Here is a 20,228-nt window from a genome sequence, read left to right on the forward strand (position 1 = left end):
TAATCTTAAAGGTTAATACTAACTAATAATGAAAGTACTGTTGCCTGAAATAAGCTGGAGGTTTTTTTAAATGACATTACACGCAGGGATTGTTGGTTTACCTAATGTAGGAAAATCAACCTTATTTAATGCTATAACCCAAGCGGGTGCAGAGGCCGCGAATTACCCTTTCTGTACGATTGACCCAAACGTAGGAATTGTGCAGGTACCGGATTCCCGGCTGCAGGTTCTGGCGGAAATGGTTAAGCCTGATAAAATCGTCCCGGCGACTGTGGAGTTTGTGGATATTGCTGGATTGGTCAAAGGAGCCAGCAAGGGTGAGGGATTGGGTAATAAGTTTTTATCTCATATACGGGAAGTAGATGCCATTGTTCATGTGGTTCGTTGCTTTGAAGACAGCAATGTGGTTCATGTCGAAGGCAGTGTGGACCCTAAACGGGATATTGACACCATTCAGCTGGAATTGGTTCTCGCGGATTTGGAGAGTGTCGAGAAACGCCTTGAACGTTCGGCAAAGCTTTTAAAATCGGGGGAGAAGAAGGCTCAGCTGGAAGTTGCTCTTCTCAATCGTTTAAAAGAAGTTTTAGATGAGGGTCAGGCGGCAAGAAGCTTAGACTTTAGCGACGAGGAGCGGGAGCTCTTAAAGTCCTTCCCCCTCTTAAGCATGAAGCCCGTCCTCTATGCGGCCAATGTCAGTGAAGAGGATATCGCCAACCCGGACGAGAATGCTTATGTCCAGAGGGTTCGGGAGATTGCTGCCCTTGAGAATTCCGAAGTGGTTGTGGTCTGTGCAAAGATCGAGGCTGAGATTTCCGAGTTGGAGGAAGAAGAGAAAACGGCCTTTTTGGAAGACTTGGGTCTTGCTGAATCTGGCCTGGATCGTCTGATTCGAGGGGCTTTTCACCTGTTGGGGCTGATGACCTATTTTACTGCCGGCCAAATCGAAGTAAGAGCTTGGGAAATCCGCCAGGGTACCAAAGCACCGCAAGCTGCCGGGGTCATTCATACTGATTTTGAACGAGGCTTTATTCGTGCCGAAGTGGTTGCTTACAAAGATTTTGTTGAATACGGAGGCCTGAACGGAGCTAAAGAAAAGGGCTTGGTTCGTTTAGAGGGTAAAGAATATGTGATGAATGATGGGGATATCGTTCATTTCCGGTTTAACGTCTAGTAAAATTCCCCATTAAAGATCTTTTGTTTGCATACTTTTCTAATACGTGCTATAATCTTTAATTGGTAGTCTTTAAAAAATAGTCTTGCTAGACTATGTATCCCTGCCCCTGTCATGGGGGCCGCAAGTCCGAGGGGAGGTGCAATTATGAAAGCGTACGAAGTACTTTATGTCATCCGTCCAGATTTGGATGATGAGGCTGTTGCCGCAGCAGTGGACAAGTTCTCCGAAGTTGTTACTAACAACGGTGGAGCAGATGTCGCTGTTGACAAATGGGGCAAACGCCGCTTAGCTTACGAAATTAATGATTATCGGGAAGGTTTTTACATTCTGATGAACTTTAATGGCGAAGCTCGTACGGCACAAGAGGTAGAGCGGATCATGAAGATCTCCGATACTGTTGTGCGTTTCTTGACCACAAAGAAAGAAGATTAGTAGGGAGGGGTTACTATGTTGAATCGCGTCGTTTTAATAGGCCGTTTAACGAAAGACCCCGAGTTACGTTATACCCCGAATGGGGTTGCGGTAGCCAGCTTTACACTTGCTGTTGATCGTAACTTCAAGAATGCTAACGGGGAACGGGAAGCGGATTTTATTCCATGTGTGGTATATAGACAGCTGGCTGAGCTGTGTGCGAATTATCTTTCCAAAGGGAAATTAGCAGCAGTCGACGGACGGTTGCAGGTTCGTACCTATGATGGTCAAGATGGACAGCGCCGTTGGGTTTATGAGATCGTTGCTGAAAATGTACGATTCCTCAGCCCCAAAGACGGGAATTCCGGACATGGATCATCCTCAGGTGCCAGTGATGTTGGGACATATGGTCATGAAGTGAGCTTAGATGACGATATCCCATTTTAAGTAAAGAAATTCCGAAGGAAGTAACCTTCTAAAACGGGAAGGGTGTGAATTGAATGAAGCGTGAACGCGGACGCAGACCAAGAAAGCGGGTATGTAGCTTCTGTGTTGATAAAGTAGAGTCTATCGACTATAAAGAGACTCATAAAGTTCGCAAATATATTACGGAACGCGGCAAGATTCTGCCTCGCCGTATTTCTGGCAACTGTGCAAAGCATCAACGTCAAGTGACTATTGCAATTAAAAGAGCACGCCACATTGCGTTATTGCCTTATATCGTAGATTAAAGAAGAGGGGAGCATGGCTCCCCTTTTTTGCACTCATGCAGGAGATTGGTGTTGGATTAGCGAACATTTTTGAGATAGAGATAATCATGGTATTATAAATATGACGGGAGGGGCCCCCGTGGTTGAAGTCGATGTAGTTAAAGGGCTAAAGGCTATTGAAGAGCTTAAGGTTGAGATGTTGAAAGCACAGTGGGAATTCCAGGAAGGGTCGATGCGTGGCTCGGAAGGTGAAATGCTGCAAGGTTTAGCGGATCTTGTGGCTTTAAGTTATTTATTAACGCGTCGCATGGGATTTGATTATTCACGTCTGGATCGTATCCTGTTGCAGCGGTTAGAGGAATGGAAAGAAAACGATCACCAAAAATTAGAAACCCAATGGGGTGACCTTAGCTTATTATTATGCTATTTGGCCCCTGAAGATTGAACGAGACTTCCTTCAGTGAGCCTACTGAAGGCCGTTTCTATACTAGTCCTGTAATAGATTGGAGCATCAGAATGTACGTCAGTGACCAAAAAACCACCAATATGTTGGCTGTTCTTGTCCTGGTAGCAGGGCCCTGGTTGGGAGTATCAAAAGAGGCTTGGGGCTGGATGCTAGATATCCTCTTACTACTGGCCCTTTTATGGGTGGGGCGAACTGATCGGGAACAGGGCTTGCGCTTTGGGGCGATTTTTTTGATTTTTGGCTATGGCCTAGCAGTGCTCTTGAACGGATTCCCCCCTTACACATCCTTTAGCTTTGTTCCTTGGGCAGGTCTAGTGACGATTTGGGGGATGAGAGCGACTATTTCTCATCGTGCAGTTGTTTTCTGGAGCTTAGTAGCCGCTGGTGTTGCTGGAATAATTCCTACCCTAGGTATGCTGTTGCAGGGTGTAACCCAAGATAGTGTACAAGTTTTGGTGCAAAGCCTGATGGACCAATATACTCAAGCCGGAATGTTGGAAAATCTCAAGACTCAAGGGATAACTGAGCGAGAGCTGCTAACTTTATTTGAACAGATTGTCAATACGATGATTATGCTGACTCCGGGCCTGGTCGCTCTTACGGCACTTGCCAAATGGGGGGCGGTCTATTATTTTTATACGCGCTGGTTTCCAATCCCCGAGCGAACTTATCAGCCCTTCACGGAATGGCGCTTACCTTGGTATGCAGTATGGGGAATGAACCTAGCCATAGCTAGTTACCTTATAGGGGATCTATTACAATGGGTAACCGTTAAGAATATTGGTCTTAACTTGATGCTAGTCTATGGGGCTGTAGCCCTCGTCTTAGGAAGTGCGATCTTTGTCTCCTTCCTAAAAAAACCGATGTTATCTGGCTTTATTAAATTTATATTGCTTTTTGCGAGTTTTCTCTATATCCAAGTGACGGCTCCTCTATTGATTATCATGGGGCTACTGGACTTGGTGTTTGATTTTCGCCAGAGATCTACTCCCAAGGAGAAAGAATAGGAACTGTTTAGAAAACAATGGAGTGCAGAATGGAGGATTTGCAATGAAAGTTATATTAAAGGAAGATGTCAAAGCGTTAGGCAAAAAAGGCCAAGTCTTTGAAGTTTCCGATGGATACGCAAGGAATTTTCTCTTCCCCAAAGGTTTAGCAGTCGAAGCAACTTCGGGCAACTTGAGTGATCTTGCTTCGAAAAAGGCGAATGAAGATAAGAAGAAGGAAAAAGAAAAAGAAGATGCGCAAGCTCTTGCGACAAAGCTGAATTCTATAACGGTAGAAGTACAGACCAAGAGCGGAGAAGGCGGACGACTTTTTGGTTCAGTTACCAATAAAGAAGTTGCCGAAGCCTTAAAAGCGAAACACAAGATTGAAGTGGATCGTCGCAAACTAGAAATTAAAGAACCCATCAAGGCACTCGGCACTTATAATGTGCAAGCTAAGCTGCATCCCGAAGTTACAGCGCAATTTCAAGTTCTTGTGAAAGCAACATGATCAGGCAATCGTGAAAGGGGTCCCTTATGAAAGGGTTATATACAAAGTGGTTTACCCAAGTTAAGAATAAATTGGAGGATTCGCCACCCGAAGAAAAGGACGAGCTAATCCCAACTGAAACATTAGATAACGAAAAATGGCATCATGAAGTGGATACCCTTTACACCCTGCTTGCCAATTTTTATGGCAGTGACAAATTAGTCCTAAAGGCCACTCGCCTTGAGGCTATTCACCTTATACAATCCAAGGACATTCAAAAACGAGCTGCTGGACTTCTTAAGCTTGTTTTAGATGATCCGACTGATCGCCCCTTGCCCGAGCCAGAAGAAATTTCACAGATTCTTCTGGAGATCGAAGATCATCTCGCTGAACTGATTGCTCGGCGAGCCGTGGAAGAACGCTTGGACAAAGCTGTAGCCGATAAAATGCAGGAGCGACATGAGGATTATGTCAAGGAAATAAAAAACCAGCTTGTTAAGGAGAATTCCGGTCCGGATAATGCTCAAACTTTAAAAAAATTGGCCCATATTGAAAAGATGAATCAAGTAAAGCTGGCCAATTCGGTCGCGGAGGTTTTACGGCCCCAAAGCGTGGAAGAAGTCATCGGTCAACAGATTCCTATGCAGTTTCTTTTAGCTAAGTTGGCTACACCCTATCCCCAACATCTACTTATTTATGGTCCCCCGGGGGTGGGAAAAACCTCTGCAGCCCGAGTGGCTTTAGAAGCTGTGAAGAACACTGCCCATACCCCCTTTGCCGCAAAGGCTCCTTTCATCGAAGTCGACGGGACGACCTTGCGCTGGGATCCAAGGGATATATCGAACCCTTTATTGGGATCCGTTCATGATCCGATCTATCAGGGGGCTAAGCGAGATTTAGCGGAAACGGGGATACCCGAGCCGAAGATGGGGTTAGTCAGTGATGCCCATGGAGGGATATTATTTATCGACGAGATAGGCGAGATGGACCCTGTACTTTTGAATAAACTCCTCAAAGTGTTAGAGGATAAGCGCGTATTTTTTGAATCCGCCTATTACGATCCTAATGATCCGCAAGTGCCACTGTATATTAAGAAACTCTTTGAAGAAGGTGCTCCTGCAGATTTTGTGTTGATTGGAGCAACGACACGGGATCCACGGGAGATTAATCCGGCTTTAAGGTCGCGCTGTGCTGAAATCTATTTTAATCCTCTCGAGCCCAAGGATATTCAACATATTGTTGTCCAAGCCGCTCAAAAGTTAGGCGCAACCTTAGAGAAACAGGTTCCGCAGATAATTAGCGACTACGTCTTCGAAGGTCGCAAGGCGAATACAATCCTTAGTGATACTTATGGGCTTGCTCATTATCGTCGCCCCCATCAGGAAGAGGTTATCCTGAAGACTGAGGAAGTCTATGAGGTGCTACGTTCAGCTCGACTTACCCCCTATATCTCCCATAAAGCCATTGAGGATGGTGAGGTAGGGAGAATTCTAGGACTTGGGGTCCATGGTTTTGTGGGTTCCGTCCTGGAAATTGAGGCCATCGTCTTTACGGGTAGAGAGGGAAAGGGAGCTATTCGTTTTAATGAAACCGCAGGAAGTATGGCGCGGGATGCCGTATTTAATGCAACAGCGGTCCTGCGCAGCCTGACAGGAGTAGATTTAAAGGATTACGATGTCCATGTCAATGTGGTGGGTGGTGGAAATATTGACGGACCTTCGGCAGGCTGTGCCACCACCTTAGCCATCTACAGCGCTCTAAAAAGTGCGCCTTTGCGCCAAGATGTTGCCGTGACCGGAGAAATATCCATTCAAGGGAAAGTGCGTCCGGTCGGAGGCATCGCTGAGAAAATATTTGGTGCCAAGCAAGCCGGGGTCAAAACCGTGCTCATACCCAAAGCTAACCAAGCTGATGTTCCGTCCGGTCTTCAAGGTATTCAAGTGATTCCGATTGAGACAATTCAGGAAGCCTTGGAGCATGCATTATTCACGAACAAAATTGTACGGCAATGAGGAGGAGAGAAGCATGGAACTGACCAAAGTTCCTCCCCATAATTTAGAGGCGGAACAATCGGTTTTAGGTGCTTTGATGCTGGAACCGGAAGTGGGAAGTTCCGTTTTCGAAGTGTTACAGCCTGAGGACTTTTATCGGGATAACCATCGACAGATTTTCCTAACCATCCGGAATCTTTTTGAACAGGGAGACCCTGTGGATTTGGTGTCAGTCGCCGAGGGTCTTCGTCAAAGCGGACGGTTAGAGCAAATCGGGGGTATCGCCACCATCTCGCAGATCGCTCGCTCGGTTCCTTCAGCAGTGAACTGCGAGTATTATGCGCGCATCGTGGCCGAAAAATCTTTGCTGCGCCAGCTCATTCGTGCTACCGGCCAGATTTCGGAGAGGGGCTATGAACCGGGAGAAGAGGCCACCGCTTTGTTGGAAGAAGCGGAAAAGATGGTCATGGATCTTTCACAACGGCAGGTCAAAGATGGCTTTGAATCCATCCGCAATATTTTATTGCATACTTTTGAAAAGATAGAAACTCTTTATGCTAATAAGGGGAACCTGACTGGAGTGCCTACCTATTTTACAGAATTAGATAGGATGACCTCCGGTTGGCAGCCTTCCGATCTGATTATTATTGCAGCGCGTCCCTCCATGGGAAAAACAGCATTTGTTTTGAATATGGCTCAAAACGCTGCGGTGAGAGCGAATGTTTCGGTTGCTTTATTTAGCTTGGAAATGTCCAAGGAACAATTAGTCCAGCGGATGCTCTGTTCAGAAGCTATGGTGGATCAGCAGCGGGTCCGTACAGGAGATTTATTAGATACAGACTGGCCGAAGCTTACCCGGGCTGTGGGTCCCCTTTCTGATGCATCAATTTATATTGACGATACGGTAGGAATTTCTTTAGCGGAGCTACGTTCAAAGGCAAGACGCCTCAAGATGGAAAATGGCTTAGGGTTAATTGTCATTGACTACCTGCAACTAATGTCCTTGGGAAGACGGGCAGAAAGCCGCCAGCAGGAGGTTGCCCAGATCTCGCGGGGATTAAAGGGTATTGCCCGAGAGCTAAAGGTTCCAGTTATAGCACTTTCCCAGCTTAATCGTGGGGTTGAACAGCGCCAGGATAAGCGCCCGATCATGTCTGATTTGCTAGAGTCCGGTTCCATTGAAGCCGATGCAGATGTTATTTCGTTTATTTATCGAGATGAATACTATAATTCCGAATCAGATAAAAAAGGAATTGCTGAAATCATTATTGCCAAGCATCGGAATGGTCCGGTGGGCTCAGTAGAATTAGGATATCTTAAGGAATTTACGAAATTTGTGAATCTAGACCGTCAACATATCTCTGCCTAAGGACAAATCGTCCTTAGGCTCTTTTTTTCTTCATCCTCACAATTTTACGCTTCCTAGCATAAGATAATAACAGAGTGGTTAAACCGAATATTATTTGAAAAAAATCGAATAATGTTCGTGCTTTGCATTGACAAGAATACTTGCTGACTGCTAAGATAAATTGAATTTATGAATGTTTTCCCGAAAATAAGGCAAAAGTAATAGAAGTTACAGTTAGCTGGAATATTACTGGGAACATTCGGGGATCGGGGGAATTTGGATGGCATCTGTTGTTTTAATAGGTACCCAATGGGGTGATGAGGGAAAAGGTAAGGTGACAGACTTTCTCGCTGAAAAGGCGGATTTAGTCGTTCGCTATCAAGGAGGGAACAATGCCGGTCATACTGTAGTGGTTAAGGGGGAGGAGTTTAAACTTCACCTGATTCCCTCGGGGATCCTCTATGAGGACAAGACCTGCGTGATCGGTAATGGAGTAGTGGTCGACCCCAAGGTATTGCTGGATGAATTGGATTATCTTGCTGAGCGCCAGGTGAAGACCGGAAAACTCCTAATCAGTTCTAACGCTCATGTGATCATGCCCTATCACCGTTTGCTCGATGCCCTGGAAGAAGATTCTCGTGGAGAGCATAAAATTGGCACCACCAAGCGAGGAATCGGTCCTGCCTATATGGATAAAACCAGCCGGATTGGTATTCGCATCTTAGATTTGCTCGATGCTGAGGAATTTGCGCAGAAGCTTCGCCGCAATTTGAAAGAAAAGAACGATATCCTAACCAAGCTATATGGTGTTGAGCCACTAGAATATGAAGCTATTTATGCCGAGTATACCAGTTATGCCCAGAGGATTCGCGGCTTAGTCGCCGATAGCTCCTTAGTTATTGATGAATCCTTAAAGGCCGGAGAAAAGGTTTTATTTGAAGGTGCCCAAGGGACATTACTGGACTTGGACCATGGTACCTACCCTTATGTCACTTCATCTCATCCGATTGCCGGTGGAGCCTGCATCGGTGCAGGAGTCGGACCGACACGCATAAACCGCGTGGTTGGAGTCATTAAGGCATACACAACAAGGGTTGGTGAAGGACCCTTCCCCACCGAGCTTCTGGACGAAACCGGGGAACGGATGCGCGAAAATGGTCATGAATTTGGTACCACCACAGGCCGTGCTCGCCGCTGTGGTTGGTTTGATGCCGTAATCGCTCGCTATTCTGTTCGGGTGAGCGGAATTTCTGATTTTGCTTTGATGAAGCTGGACGTCTTATCTGGTTTCGAGAAAATAAAGATCGGTGTTGGCTATCGAGTGAATAACGAAGTTATTTATGAATTTCCGCAAAGTCAGAAGATATTCAAAGCCTGTGAACCTGTCTATGAAGAGGTTGAAGGTTGGCAGGAGGATATTACAGGGGTGACTCGCTTTGCTGATCTGCCTAAGGCTGCTCAAGACTATGTGAAGCGTATTGAGCTTCTTACAGAAACCCAGGTGACCCTGATTGCGGTGGGACCTGGTCGGGAGCAGACGATTGTTCGTGGGGAGATTTTCTAAGACCATTATGAATGCCGGTTTTATTTTATAAAAAAGTTGACAAGCTATCGGTCTTCCTGTAGAATCAATATTCGTGAGTGAGTTATGAGCCATTAGCTCAGTCGGTAGAGCACCTGACTTTTAATCAGGGTGTCCCGCGTTCGAGTCGCGGATGGCTCACCATTATCTAATAAAAATGCTTGCATTCTTTTTAAGGGATGCAAGTTTTTTTGTTTATACACGATGAAGTATTAAAAGGACAGATAGGAAATTATTAAATTAAACTGTTATATTTGATTGGATAAAATTATTTATCTGTTGCATAATATTTACCTTGACAGGTAGGGCCTTGGAGGCTAAAATTATCCTATCTTTCTGATTATTCGGGGGCTAAAATTCACAAACACGAATAATCATAAAATCTGTGATAAGGGGAATGTATAATGAAAAGAATGTTCGGTATCGTATTCTCTCTCGCTCTGACCCTCGGTCTTCTGTCCGGTTGCGGAGGCACGGATAAAGCTCCGGCTGGACAAACCAATGCAGGCGGCAAAGAACCTGCAACAGTAGCCTTTAAGCTTGGCGGTACCGGTCCTCTGACCGGCGGAGCAGCCATTTACGGCAACGCAGCCAAGAATGGCGCGCAGATCGCTGTTGACGAGATTAATGCTTTGGGCGGCATCCAGTTCGAACTCAAATATGAAGATGATGAGCATGACGCCGAGAAGGCCGTTAATGCTTATAACAAGCTGAAGGATTGGGGTATGCAAATTTCCCTCGGCTCCGTGACCAGCACCCCCGGTGTGGCCACCAGTGCTGAAACTTTTAACGACCGGATATTTGCTCTGACACCCTCCGCTTCCGCTCCCGCTGTCATTGAGGGCAAGGATAATGTCTATCAGATGTGCTTCACCGACCCTAACCAGGGTTCAGCTTCTGCTCAGTATATCTTTGACAAAAAGCTTGGCACAAAAGTTGCGATTATCTACAAGAATGACGATGTATATTCCAAGGGAATCTATAATACTTTTGTGAGCAAAGCTAAAGAACTGAACCTCCCAGTCGTTTCTACAACCACCTTCACCGAAGACAGCCAGACCGACTTTTCCGTTCAACTGGCTGATGCTAAGAAAAACGGCGCTGACTTAATCTTCCTGCCTATGTATTACACCCCGGCCTCTCTGATCCTCCAGCAGGCTAAGTCTATGGACTACTCCCCTAAATACTTTGGGGTGGACGGCATGGACGGCATTCTAACTCTGGAAAACTTTGACGCATCCTTGGCTGAGGGCGTTATGCTGTTAACTCCTTTCAGTGCTGACTCTACCGATGAGCGCACTGTCAACTTCGTCAAGAAATACAATGAACTATTCAAAGAAACTCCTAATCAGTTTGCAGCTGACGGTTATGACGTGGTGTATGCCTATAAGAAAGCCATTGAGACTGCCGGCATCACTCCTGATATGAAGGCTGCTGATATCAATGAGAAACTGGTTCAAGTATTCCCCACGATCTCTGTTGACGGACTGACCGGTGAGAAAATGACGTGGGCCGCTACTGGTGAAGTTTCTAAGACCCCTAAGGGTATGGTCATTGAAAAGGGTGCTTACGTCGGTATGGATTAAGAAGATACTGCCCTTTCCATTGGTTTGTTGAGAGGGCTGCCGAGCACAAACTCGGCAGCCCTTTAACCTATCTATATATATACTTTTCTAAATATGCTCAAACTAAATAAAGGTGTGTGAGTTATGACCTTTCTTTCCTTTCTGATTAGCGGACTCAGTCTTGGTAGCGTCTATGCCATCATAGCTTTGGGCTATACAATGGTCTACGGCATTGCAAAAATGCTGAACTTTGCCCATGGCGATGTTATTATGGTCGGTGCCTATGTTACGTTTTTTGCCACTACCCGGGGAAACCTGCCCCCGGTTGTCGGCGTGCTTCTGGCTATGGTGGTCTGTACTGTCCTTGGGGTGGTCATTGAACGCTTAGCCTATAAGCCGCTGCGAGCAGCTACCTCCTTGGCTGTCCTTATTACGGCCATAGGTGTTAGCTATTTTTTGCAGAATGCCGCTTTGTTGCTCTGGGGTTCTAATCCCAAGGCGTTTACATCAGTAGTAGGAAATGGATCCTTAAAGCTTTTCGACGGACAACTGACTATATCCGTCATCGCTATCGTCACGATAGTCGCTTGTATTGTAATTATGGCCGCCCTGACCTGGTTTACTGGCAAGACCAAAATGGGCAAGGCTATGCGCGCCTGCTCAGAGGACAAGGGAGCAGCTCAGCTGATGGGCATCAATGTTAACTTTACCATCTCCGTCACCTTTGCGATCGGCTCAGCCCTCGCGGCGATTGCTGGCGTTCTCCTCTGCTCCGCTTATCCCACCTTAATGCCCACCACGGGCTCCATGCCCGGCATCAAGGCTTTCACTGCTGCTGTGCTTGGCGGCATCGGCTCCATACCCGGCGCTATGATCGGCGGTATACTCTTGGGCATTATCGAGATATTCGGTAAGGGTTATATCTCCACGCAGCTTTCGGATGCTATTGTGTTCTCTGTCCTTATTCTTACTTTGTTGGTCAAGCCCACTGGTCTTCTGGGCAAACAGATCAACGAGAAAGTATGAGGTAGCTGCAATGATAACCATGAAAAAAACTACACGTAATAACATCTATACTTACGCTTTTGTTATCGTGTCTTTTATTATTGTCCAATTGCTGATAAACAGCGGCAATATCAGCTCTTCCCTGCAAGGACAGCTGGTTCCTATCTGCGCCTATGTGATCTTGGCCATTTCGCTGAATCTGACCGTAGGCATCCTGGGTGAACTATCTTTAGGCCATGCGGGCTTTATGAGTGTCGGTGCCTTTGCGGGTGTCGTAGCGTGTATTAGCCTAGAGTCTATCATACCCATCACCCTTCTGCGCTTGATCGTATCTCTAATCGTAGGTGCACTTTTTGCCGGAATAGCCGGTTTCCTTATCGGGATACCTGTTCTGCGTCTTAAAGGTGACTATTTGGCCATTGTCACTCTAGCCTTCGGGGAAATTATCAAGAATATTATCAACATCCTCTATGTAGGGAAAGATAAAGACGGATTGCATTTCAGCTTTCTGACCGACTCTTCGGCACTGAATCTTGCTGAAGGTGGCAGAGTCATTATCGACGGACCTCTAGGAATCACAGGTATACCCAAGCTATCCACTTTTACCATGGGTTTTGCCCTCATTCTAATTACTCTGTTTATCGTACTCAATCTGATTGACAGCCGTTCGGGACGGGCCATCATGGCCTTACGCGACAACCGCATCGCAGCAGAGAGTGTGGGTATTCACGTCACTAAGTATAAGCTTATGGCTTTTGTCACCTCCGCTGCCCTAGCCGGTGCTGCAGGTACGTTGTTTGCCATGAATTATTCTACCATCATTGCCTCTAAATTCGGCTTCAATACCTCGATCCTGATTCTTGTTTTTGTGGTCCTGGGAGGACTGGGTAATATCCGGGGCTCGATCATCGCCGCCACCGTACTTACCATACTTCCCGAGATGCTGCGTCAGTTTAACAGCTACCGCATGCTTTTGTATGCCATCGTTCTCATTATTATTATGCTGGCCACCAACAACGATGAATTTAAGGCCCGCTTGCGAGCTTTAAGGGAAAGGTTGCTTCCCTCAAATCATCGAGCAGGGAAGGGAGGTGCGGAAGATGGACAAAGCTAATACACCCGAGATGCAGATGGCTACCATGCCCTCCGTCGACCTTGTTTCTGAGCGTGAAGCCGCTAAGAAGCCGGTCCTGGAAACCCGCAACCTAGGTATAAACTTTGGCGGTCTTATGGCTGTGAATGGTTTCAACATGACCATCGACCGCACGGAGATAGCCGGATTGATTGGCCCCAACGGTGCAGGAAAGACTACTTGTTTCAACCTGCTTACCAAAGTCTATCAACCTACTGACGGCACCATCCTGCTGGATGGTCGTGACACGAGCAATATGACTACGGTGCAAATAAACAAAGCCGGTATTGCCCGGACCTTTCAAAACATCCGCCTTTTCTCAAATTTATCGGTTGAGGACAATGTAAAGCTTGGCATGCATAATCATATCAACTATGGTATGTGGAATGGCATCCTCCGCCTCCCCGCTTACTGGAAGGGCGAGAAGCAGGCCCATGACAAGGCCATGGAGCTTTTGTCCATTTTCGATATGGAGAGCTTGGCGGGAAAACGAGCGGGATCTCTGCCCTATGGCGCCCAACGCAGACTAGAGATAGTTCGTGCTTTAGCTACGAAACCCTTGCTACTTCTCCTAGATGAGCCTGCCGCAGGGATGAACCCTTCTGAGACAGCTGAATTGATGGAGAATATTGTGAAAATCCGTGACACCTTTAATATCGCAATTATGCTCATCGAGCACGACATGAATCTGGTCATGGGTATCTGCGAGAAAATTACTGTGCTTAATTTTGGTAAAATTATTGCCAAAGGCACCCCTAGCGAAATCCGGAACAACCCTCAGGTCATCGAAGCTTATTTAGGCAAGAAGAGGGAGGGCTGACCACATGTTAAAAGTCGATAACATTAACGTTTTTTACGGTGCGATACACGCCATCAAGGGTATCTCCTTAGAGGTCAATGAAGGCGAGATAGTGACCCTGATCGGGGCCAACGGCGCCGGAAAGAGCACCGTCTTAAAAACTATTTCCGGCTTGTTGCGTACCAAGACCGGTGGCATCAGCTTCTTGGGGGAGGATATCACTTCCACAGCGCCCCACAAGATTGTTGAACGAGGTTTGGCCCATGTCCCTGAAGGCCGGCGCATCTTTCTGCAGATGACCGTCCAGGAAAATCTGGATATGGGTGCCTATACCCGTCCTTCTGGCGGCACCGAGGAAGACTTAGAAAAGATCTATACCTTGTTTCCGCGGCTTCTGGAACGCCGCAAACAGGTTGCAGGTACACTCTCCGGGGGCGAGCAGCAGATGCTGGCCATAGGGCGGGCACTGATGAGCCGACCCAAACTTCTGATGCTAGATGAGCCCTCCATGGGCCTTGCGCCGATACTGGTTGAACAAATCTTCACCATTATTCAGGAGATGAACAAGGCCGGAACCACGGTGCTCCTTGTGGAACAAAATGCTCAGATGGCCCTATCCATTGCGGATCGAGCCTATGTGCTGGAGACTGGTTCTATCTCAATTTCTGGTACCGGACAGGAACTGTCTGAGAGCGATGAGATCCGCAAAGCCTATCTGGGAGGCTGAGATACTCGATGGCGAGCGTATATTATATTAAGTAATAATGAAAAATTGTTATTAAAGGCCTGTTAAAAGGCCTTTACTTATAATGTTCTTTTGTGTATAATACAAAAGCGTGAGCGGAAGAATGGCTCACAGTCACCGTGGCCCATTGGTCAAGCGGCCTAAGACACCGCCCTTTCACGGCGGTAACACGGGTTCGAATCCCGTATGGGTCACCATTATATTTGCCTTGGTAGCTCAGTCGGTAGAGCAGAGGACTGAAAATCCTCGTGTCGGCGGTTCGATTCCGTCCTAAGGCACCATTCCGAATTTAAAGAAGACTCTTCTTTTGGGCTACACTGTCGACAGCAGTGTAGTTTTTATTTGTCCCTTAACCCCTTGTGCTCAAGGGAGAAAAACTTTGTTGGAATTTGTATAGTATGTTGCTTTGTTGTCGTACTATTTTTAAACTATTGTCAATAGACATAAAATAAGCTAAACTATAAAAGCTGATGAATTTGTATGTCTTGTTACGAAGAACTAAGATATTTTTGTATTACTGGAGGAAACCCTGTGAAACTTAAAAAACTACTGGTTAGTGCTATAATTCTAGCGACCATGTTAGTGAGTGGTTGTGGCTCCCTTGAAGAGGCTGTTCAAGAGGCCAAAAAAGTAGTTCCGGGTGACTGGGAGGTAATCCATTACCAAGAAGTTAAAGATGAGGCAAACATTGTTTTTTATATTAATAATGATGAACTTGGCTCAGGCCTGTTTCAAAAAGATGCTTTCGGTTGGAAATGGCTGGGAACCGAAGGAGGGCCATTAGTCACCCATCCGAAGGGATTATCCTGGCGCTATTCAAGCTTGGGCGATAAAACGACAAAATATTATTTTTATTATGGTTTTGTCGAAGACCCTAAAATTACCGAGATAGAAGTAAAGACCACTAGGGGAGAGGTATCGAAAGCAAAGATTGTGCAGTCCGGCGATTATCGCCTCTGGTATAGTTTGATTAGCAAGGATCAGGTTCCCTCAGTTGATGCGGATATTACAGGATACTCTAAAGAGGGAAAAGTGATATACTTATTCAGTCAACCCAAGCAAGGAAGCAATAAATGATTAATTTCATTTTGCACTCGAACTTGTCCTCATGGTATAATGAGTGACGAATTCTGATGTGTTTGAGAGGAGGTTACGAGGATGGCAAAACATATTCAAACAGTTGTGAAAGCGAATCTAAGCGAAACCTTAAAGACAGGTGGCTGCGGTGAGTGCCAAACTTCCTGTCAATCTGCCTGCAAAACATCCTGTACAGTAGGCAACCAAGTCTGCGTAAAGTAAATTTGTCAATCTGACCCATAGAGAACAGAAGCCATGATGAAGTGAAGATTGAACATAGGTTATCAAGAACCCACCTGATTCAGGCGGGTTCTGTTTATATTTGCTAGAGAGAAGGTAATGACCACTATGTTTCTTGAAGGATACGAGATAAAACGAAATGTTCATACTTACCGACAGGGTGACCTAAATATTGCTTATGATGTCAATTCAGGCTCCTTGCATATCTTAGATGACTTAACCTTTGCCATTGTAAAAGTTATGGAAAGACTACAAGAGGAAGGAAAATCCTTAGGTAGTGAAGAGGTTATTAATCAGCTAAAGGCACCAGAAATCAGCCTATCTCCTGAGGAAGTAAAGGAAATCCTTAGTGAAATAGAAGAACTTCAAAAGGAAGGGGTTCTATTCTCTAAGGAAGCAGAAGAAAAAGGTCCTTCCTACCCGGCCAAGCCTATCGTCAAAGCCATCTGCCTCCATGTCGCCCATGACTGTAATTTGCGCTGTAATTATTGCTTCGCGGGCACCGGGGCTTTCGGTGGTCAGCGCGGGCTTATGGATTGGGAAACCGGCAAGAAGGCAATCGACTTTGTTTTAGAAGCCTCTGCGCACCGTAAGCATTGTGAAGTGGACTTTTTTGGCGGGGAACCGCTGTTAAACTTTCAGGTGGTGAAGGACCTTGTTGATTACGGCAAGAAGGCGGCCCAAGCTAAAGACAAGACCATCAAGTTTACTCTAACTACCAATGCCGTACTGCTAACAGAGGATATCCAAAACTTCCTCGAGGCAGAAGATATCAGTGTCGTACTGAGTATTGATGGCCGCCCCGAGGTTCATGATCGCATGCGCCCTTATGCAAATGGCCGGGGTAGCTATGAGCAAGTAGCACCACGCTTACAGCAATTTGCTAAGAAGCGACCGGATAGCTCTCCCTATGCCGTGGGCACTTATTACTACGCACGAGGAACCTATACCCATTATAATTTGGACTTCGACAAAGACGTGACCCATCTGTTAGATCTGGGTATGAAGCAGATATCTCTAGAACCTGTGGTTGCCCAGCCTAGTGATCCTTATGCCTTTCAAGAGGGAGATTTATCAGAGATTTTAAAGACCTATGACCGTCTAGGGGAAGAGTTACTGGAGCGGCGGCGCCAAGGTGAGGATTTCAGCTTTTTTCACTTTAATGTGGCTTTAGATCAAGGTCCTTGCCTGCCCAAACGGTTATCCGGCTGCGGAGCGGGTCATGAGTATGTGGCGATCTCACCCGAAGGGGATCTCTATCCTTGTCATCAATTCGTAGGGCAAGAAGAATTTAAAATGGGATCTCTGAATGAGGAAAAGCCCAGTTTGAATCTGGAGATTGTCGATAAATTTCGTTCAGCGCATGTCTATAGCAAATCCGCCTGTCGTCAGTGTTGGGCGCGTTTTTCCTGTAGCGGTGGTTGTCACTCGGCAAACCAGGCTTTTAGTGGTGAACTTAACGATGTTTATACCTTGGGCTGCGAGTTACAGAAAAAGCGTCTTGAGGTGGCTTTGTACATGAAGATCAAAGAAGCATCACTTAATACTCAAGGCTAGGTATGGAGTGGGTATTTTTCTGCTATCTTATTTGTTCCGTGTAATTTGTCATGCAAAGGGGAACTTTGCAGACGCTAGACTCTGTAGGATAGATAATGGCGATTATAGTTTTTAGGAGGGGATAAAAATGACCGTTTTGCGCTCGGCTTGTCCGCTGAATTGTCCTGATAGCTGCGGCTTTATTGTGGAGTATAGTGAGGATAAAGGCATGCAGGTTCATGGGGATAAGGAACATCCCCTAACTAAAGGATTTATCTGCTCAAAGGCTCAGGTTCAGGCACAACGGGTTTTCTCGGCAGAAAGGCTTCGTTTTCCTCTTCTCAAGGAACAAGGAACATTTCGCCGGATCTCCTGGAACGAAGCCTATACTCTATTTGCCGATAAAATTAAAGAGACCCTTAAGGAAGTGGGACCTTGGGGGATTTTTCATCATTATGATTATGGTCACAACGGAACCTTAAGAGAGCTGGATCGGCGTTTCTTTCAGGCCCTAGGCGGAGTCACGGAGCCCAGAGGAAGTATGTGCTGGGGAGCAGGCTTTAGAGCCCAGGAGATTGATTTCGGTGGGGCTTATGCCAACGATTGGACCCAAGTGACCCAGGCCAAGCTCATTATCCTTTGGGGGCGGGATCCTGCGGTTACGAATCTGCATATGGTGCCCCATTTACTTGAGGCCAAGAAGGCCGGTGCGACCATTGTTGTGATCAATCCAGTCCGAGTCAAGAGTACGGATTTTAGCGCGGACTATATTCAAGTCAACCCGGGCAGTGATGGGGTCCTTGCTATGGGGATCGCCCACCTTATCTTGCGGGAGGGCTGGCTGGATTGGGAATTTGTCCGCCAATACGTCCATGGACTAGAGGCCTTCGCTTTACGGGCGAAGGAGTACGATCCGGAGAGAGTTGCCCAGCTGACCGGAGTATCCGTGGAAAAGCAAGAAGAATTAGCACAGAAAATGAGTCACACCCGACCAGTGACCATCCTGTCCGGATACGGATTGCAGCGCTATAGCGGTGGGGGTAATACCTTGCGCGCTATTGACGCGCTATTAGCCCTTACAGGTAACATTGGCAAGCCCGGTGCAGGAATCCAATATGGCTATCAATATCATCGAAGCTATCTTAATCAAGTTAAGTTAGATTCCAGCCGTTATCAGTCCCGGACCTTCCCCCATCCCTTTTTGGCGGAGGAAATAAAAATGGCCGATCCCCCTATTCAGCTGGCCGTGGTGACGCGCTCTAATCCCTTAGTACAGCAACCGAATTCCTTGCTTTGGCGGGAAGTCTGGCGAGAGATTCCCTTTAAAGTGACCTTTGATACCACCCTGACCGAGACGGCACGTCAGTCGGATTTAGTCTTGCCAGTAACGACAGCCTTTGAAGACGAGGACCTGATTGCCACTTCCTGGAGCCCCATTCTTCAGCTTACCCAAAAGATTGTCGAGCCCCAGGGAGAGGCCAGATCGGAGGCCGTTATTTTTACGGAGTTAGCACAACGCTTAGGCCGTGGAGAGGATTTCCTTTATACCCCTGAGCAATGGCTCGATTATGTGCTGTCACCTCTCAAAGAATATGGCATCACTTTGGCAAGCTTAAGGCAAGGGCCCATTCGGGCACCCTATATTCCGGAGGTAGCTTGGAGCGATTTGCAGTTCAAGACCCCCAGTGGGAAGATAGAGCTAGCTTCAGAGGTAGCGCTTGCTGAATATGGGGATGCTGTGGCGGATCCCCTACTTAACCACGCTAAGGAAGATCTGCAAAGGCATCAGGAGTTCTCGAAGTCAGAGGTTCAAGCGGGATACCCTTGGTATCTTCTTACTCCCCATCCCCATTATGCACTACACTCCCAGTTTCAGGAGACTGAGGATTTTCATCTCTATATTCATCCTCAAATAGCTGAGAAGTATTATTTATCTACTGGGGATCGAGCCTTGGTCGAGACAGAACACGGACAGATTCTGGCTTGGGTCTCTGTATCAGAGGATATACATCCTCAAACGGTAGTCATACCTGAAGGGGGTAGCGTCGATGGGTTCGGAGTTAACCAGCTGCTTATCGGGAAACCTAGCGATTTTGGAGAAAGCACACCCTATTATGAAGCACGCTGTCAGCTGCGCAAGTGGTTGGTGGATTGATACCACAGTAGTATTCAGTATAACAAAAGACGACAAAAAAGCTGTGTGGACTAACTTCCAACAAGATGATAAAATTAGAGTTACTTTGGATTAGGGAGATGTGAAACGGTGCGTAAAAAATCACAAAAGCTTACCGTATATGTGATAGTAGCATTATTAGTAATAAGCTTGGTGGGATCATCTTTTGTCATGTTCTTTGGGGATACAGGTAATACCAATGCCCCGGTGACCGGGACCTATGAGAGTCAAATTGCAAGCCTCAACAAAGCACTAGAGGCCAATCCGCAGGATTCCCAGACCCGTTTAAATCTTGCGAATATCTATTATGATTGGGCTCTTCAGACCCAAAGTGGAAACACACCCGAGAAAGCCGGAGTTATTTTCCAGCAGGCGGTAGCGGAATATCAAGAAGTTATTAAAGCGGATAAGAATGTGAACGTTTTAGTTGATATGGCTACAGCAGCTTTTTATGGGGGTCAGGATGACTTAGCAGAGCAGACTTTTAAAGAAGCCTTGGAGCTGGATCCGAAGTTCCTTAATGGTCTGTTTAATTACGGGATCTTTCTCATGTATGCCAAGGAAGATTACGGGGCAGCCATTGCCCAATGGGAAAAAGCCTTAACCATTGAAAACCTTTCGGAAGAGACTAAACAGCGTCTCGAAAGCAGTATTAAATTGGCCCAGGATAAAATTGTTGAGAACTTCGAGAAAACGGGTAGTGTGGATCCATCCGAATCAACCTCTGGGGCTAAATAGCCTCAGTTTTTTTCTTGCGCTCTGAGCAGATTTTGCTGTCATCAGCCTAGTTTTGTTTAA

General features: G+C 46.4%; 20 protein-coding genes and 3 tRNA genes. All 23 read left to right on the plus strand.

Features of this window, described 5'->3' with window-relative positions; all coding sequences use genetic code 11:
* The first annotated feature begins 70 nt into the window (after nt 1-70).
* The 23 genes from ychF to AAC978_RS07050 all read left to right on the plus strand — a co-directional run bounded on the left by ychF (nt 71) and on the right by AAC978_RS07050 (nt 20,168).
* Entirely contained in the window at nt 71-1,171 is a 1,101-nt protein-coding gene (ychF, locus tag AAC978_RS06940) for a redox-regulated ATPase YchF (RefSeq protein ID WP_341547309.1), read from the plus strand.
* Nucleotides 1,172-1,318: 147 nt separating this feature from the next.
* Nucleotides 1,319-1,606, plus strand: coding sequence for a 30S ribosomal protein S6 (rpsF, locus tag AAC978_RS06945; protein ID WP_341547310.1), 288 nt, complete (start codon nt 1,319-1,321; stop codon nt 1,604-1,606).
* 15 nt (nt 1,607-1,621) lie between these two features.
* Entirely contained in the window at nt 1,622-2,032 is a 411-nt protein-coding gene (locus AAC978_RS06950; RefSeq protein ID WP_341547311.1) for a single-stranded DNA-binding protein, read from the plus strand.
* Nucleotides 2,033-2,085: 53 nt separating this feature from the next.
* Complete coding sequence (gene rpsR, locus AAC978_RS06955; RefSeq protein WP_341547312.1) at nt 2,086-2,316, plus strand: 30S ribosomal protein S18; 231 nt, start codon at nt 2,086-2,088, stop codon at nt 2,314-2,316.
* A 100-nt stretch (nt 2,317-2,416) separates the two neighbouring features.
* Nucleotides 2,417-2,740 (plus strand): MazG-like family protein, encoded by a 324-nt coding sequence (locus AAC978_RS06960; RefSeq protein ID WP_341547313.1) that lies wholly within the window; start codon nt 2,417-2,419, stop codon nt 2,738-2,740.
* 71 nt (nt 2,741-2,811) lie between these two features.
* A complete protein-coding gene (locus tag AAC978_RS06965; RefSeq protein ID WP_341547314.1) occupies nt 2,812-3,768 on the plus strand; it encodes a DUF2232 domain-containing protein in 957 nt (318 codons plus the stop codon).
* A 43-nt stretch (nt 3,769-3,811) separates the two neighbouring features.
* The gene (gene rplI, locus AAC978_RS06970; RefSeq protein ID WP_341547315.1) at nt 3,812-4,258 is read left to right on the plus strand and encodes a 50S ribosomal protein L9; all 447 of its coding nucleotides are present in this window, start codon (nt 3,812-3,814) and stop codon (nt 4,256-4,258) included.
* A 26-nt stretch (nt 4,259-4,284) separates the two neighbouring features.
* The gene (lonC, locus tag AAC978_RS06975) at nt 4,285-6,249 is read left to right on the plus strand and encodes a Lon family ATP-dependent protease (protein WP_341547316.1); all 1,965 of its coding nucleotides are present in this window, start codon (nt 4,285-4,287) and stop codon (nt 6,247-6,249) included.
* A 13-nt stretch (nt 6,250-6,262) separates the two neighbouring features.
* Nucleotides 6,263-7,597, plus strand: coding sequence for a replicative DNA helicase (gene dnaB, locus AAC978_RS06980; protein ID WP_341547317.1), 1,335 nt, complete (start codon nt 6,263-6,265; stop codon nt 7,595-7,597).
* A gap of 259 nt (nt 7,598-7,856) precedes the next feature.
* The gene (locus AAC978_RS06985) at nt 7,857-9,140 is read left to right on the plus strand and encodes an adenylosuccinate synthase (RefSeq protein ID WP_341547318.1); all 1,284 of its coding nucleotides are present in this window, start codon (nt 7,857-7,859) and stop codon (nt 9,138-9,140) included.
* Nucleotides 9,141-9,226: 86 nt separating this feature from the next.
* Nucleotides 9,227-9,302, plus strand: a tRNA-Lys gene (locus AAC978_RS06990).
* 260 nt (nt 9,303-9,562) lie between these two features.
* Nucleotides 9,563-10,744 carry an ABC transporter substrate-binding protein gene (locus AAC978_RS06995; protein ID WP_341547319.1) on the plus strand — a complete coding sequence of 394 codons (1,182 nt, stop codon included), beginning with the start codon at nt 9,563-9,565 and terminating at the stop codon, nt 10,742-10,744.
* Between the two features lie 123 nt (nt 10,745-10,867).
* The gene (locus AAC978_RS07000) at nt 10,868-11,749 is read left to right on the plus strand and encodes a branched-chain amino acid ABC transporter permease (RefSeq protein WP_341547320.1); all 882 of its coding nucleotides are present in this window, start codon (nt 10,868-10,870) and stop codon (nt 11,747-11,749) included.
* 10 nt (nt 11,750-11,759) lie between these two features.
* Nucleotides 11,760-12,842 (plus strand): branched-chain amino acid ABC transporter permease, encoded by a 1,083-nt coding sequence (locus tag AAC978_RS07005; protein ID WP_341547321.1) that lies wholly within the window; start codon nt 11,760-11,762, stop codon nt 12,840-12,842.
* 25 nt (nt 12,843-12,867) lie between these two features.
* On the plus strand, nt 12,868-13,680 hold the full coding sequence (locus tag AAC978_RS07010) for an ABC transporter ATP-binding protein (protein WP_341547349.1): 813 nt from the start codon (nt 12,868-12,870) through the stop codon (nt 13,678-13,680).
* A 4-nt stretch (nt 13,681-13,684) separates the two neighbouring features.
* The gene (locus tag AAC978_RS07015; protein ID WP_341547322.1) at nt 13,685-14,386 is read left to right on the plus strand and encodes an ABC transporter ATP-binding protein; all 702 of its coding nucleotides are present in this window, start codon (nt 13,685-13,687) and stop codon (nt 14,384-14,386) included.
* Between the two features lie 139 nt (nt 14,387-14,525).
* A tRNA-Glu gene (locus AAC978_RS07020) sits at nt 14,526-14,601 on the plus strand.
* An 8-nt stretch (nt 14,602-14,609) separates the two neighbouring features.
* Nucleotides 14,610-14,685 (plus strand) — tRNA-Phe (locus AAC978_RS07025).
* Between the two features lie 250 nt (nt 14,686-14,935).
* The gene (locus AAC978_RS07030; protein ID WP_341547323.1) at nt 14,936-15,481 is read left to right on the plus strand and encodes a hypothetical protein; all 546 of its coding nucleotides are present in this window, start codon (nt 14,936-14,938) and stop codon (nt 15,479-15,481) included.
* A gap of 81 nt (nt 15,482-15,562) precedes the next feature.
* On the plus strand, nt 15,563-15,703 hold the full coding sequence (gene scfA / locus AAC978_RS07035; protein WP_014795945.1) for a six-cysteine ranthipeptide SCIFF: 141 nt from the start codon (nt 15,563-15,565) through the stop codon (nt 15,701-15,703).
* A 126-nt stretch (nt 15,704-15,829) separates the two neighbouring features.
* Nucleotides 15,830-17,278: a thioether cross-link-forming SCIFF peptide maturase gene (gene scfB / locus AAC978_RS07040; RefSeq protein WP_341547324.1), complete on the plus strand. Its 1,449-nt coding sequence runs from the start codon at nt 15,830-15,832 to the stop codon at nt 17,276-17,278.
* Nucleotides 17,279-17,405: 127 nt separating this feature from the next.
* Entirely contained in the window at nt 17,406-19,412 is a 2,007-nt protein-coding gene (locus tag AAC978_RS07045; protein WP_341547325.1) for a molybdopterin-containing oxidoreductase family protein, read from the plus strand.
* A gap of 108 nt (nt 19,413-19,520) precedes the next feature.
* Entirely contained in the window at nt 19,521-20,168 is a 648-nt protein-coding gene (locus AAC978_RS07050) for a tetratricopeptide repeat protein (protein ID WP_341547326.1), read from the plus strand.
* Nucleotides 20,169-20,228 lie beyond the last annotated feature (60 nt).

The sequence above is a fragment of the Desulfitobacterium sp. THU1 genome, assembly GCF_038181555.1.
In the GTDB taxonomy this organism is placed as follows: Bacteria; Bacillota; Desulfitobacteriia; order Desulfitobacteriales; family Desulfitobacteriaceae; genus Desulfitobacterium.